Annotated in this window: 2 protein-coding genes; both read right to left on the bottom strand. The window is 31.8% G+C overall.

Features of this window, described 5'->3' with window-relative positions:
• Positions 1 to 424 (bottom strand): EAL domain-containing protein (locus I3255_RS14265; protein ID WP_238039407.1); only part of this gene is annotated, 424 nt, incomplete at its 3' end.
• 362 nt (positions 425 to 786) lie between these two features.
• Positions 787 to 1,454: RidA family protein (locus I3255_RS14260; protein ID WP_238039406.1), on the bottom strand; the 668-nt coding region annotated here is incomplete at its 5' end.

Here is a 1,454-nt window from a genome sequence, read left to right as displayed (position 1 = left end):
CGTCTAACGCAAACTTAACACCCGTTTCACTCTTGAGTAACTGAATATTATAAGCAATTAAATCAAGATTATTTGCTTTCTCATGCTCGGTAATCTCTAAAATAATATTTTTGTTTTTCAGAATGTTAAGAGCTTTTGTAATGAAAAAATCAGACTCCAAACTTAGAATTGAAATATTAATAGATATAGTAAAAGTATCATTAAGGTCTTGAATATCAAAGAGAACAGCTTGAATAACATCAAGATCAAATTTAGGCTTATTCTCTATTGATTGAATGAAAGTCTCTATACTGATGTTTTTGTCATTTAACCTCAGCAGTGCTTCATAAGACTTAATACGATTATTTGCGTATATGGGTTGATAGTTAAAATGAAAACCACTTATTTGAGACAGCATACTTTTACCGATTATATTTTTTATCATGCATAATATTTCTTTTAAGAAACTATACAAGAAAAATAAATTAGCACAAAAAATAGCTTATCAATAAGTGATTAAAAATTTGATCTTATACCTTAAAGCGTTAATAAGTGATACTTAAAAACAATGACACAATAAACAGAATACAATTCTCATAGAATGATAATAAACACCACATCCCTTTTAAGAATTTAGTGTTGAGATAAAATCATATACTTCATAAAAATATGCATATATTCTTTTAACATCATAAATAATGAGCGTTTCTCAATATACATCAACTAAGAGAAACAGGATTATGATTCAACTACCTATAAAGAGGTATCATAATCCTGCTATAAATTGTTGACTGGATATTTTATAAATTATTTTTGTGGAGGAGTGCCTTCTCCATTTGAGACAACAGCATCAATTTGTACCATAGCACCTTGGGCTATATCATTAACACCTACAACAGTTCTTGCTGGTAATTCTCCAGTAAAGAATGTGCTGTATACATCATCGATTGCTGCTAAATCAGCCATATCTTTGACCTGAATGTTAATCTTAACGATATCATCCATCACATGATCAATACTTTCGACAATTGCCTTAATATTTTCTAAACATTGTCTTGCTTGATCATGAGTACCCCCGGTGACCATCTTATTTGATTTAGCATCAATAGGTAACTGAGCTGCAATATGATTGTAATGAGAGAAAGCTACTGTCTGAGTGTATAGCGGATTAATTGGAGCAAGATCCGTGTTATTTGTACGAATAACAATACCATGGCGATCTTCAATTTCTTGAGGAGGAGTACCATCTCCATGAGAAACAACCACATCCATTTGAACTAATGCATTCATTGGTAAGCTTGCCGCTGAAATAACGGTTCTTGCAGGCATATAAGCAACTGCACGTGCAATAGCTGAATCAGGGAAGAAGGTCATATACACTTCGTTTACTGCATCAATGTCAGCCAAATCTTTTAAGTAAATTCGAACATTAACAATATCATCAAACGGTACATCAATGCTCTCTAGCACATTTT

Origin of the sequence: Psychrobacter sp. Ps6, assembly GCF_022129235.1 — a bacterium.
In the GTDB taxonomy this organism is placed as follows: Bacteria; Pseudomonadota; Gammaproteobacteria; order Pseudomonadales; family Moraxellaceae; genus Psychrobacter.
The sequence above is the reverse complement of the archived record's forward strand: the minus strand, read 5'-3'. Positions and strand labels throughout refer to the sequence as shown.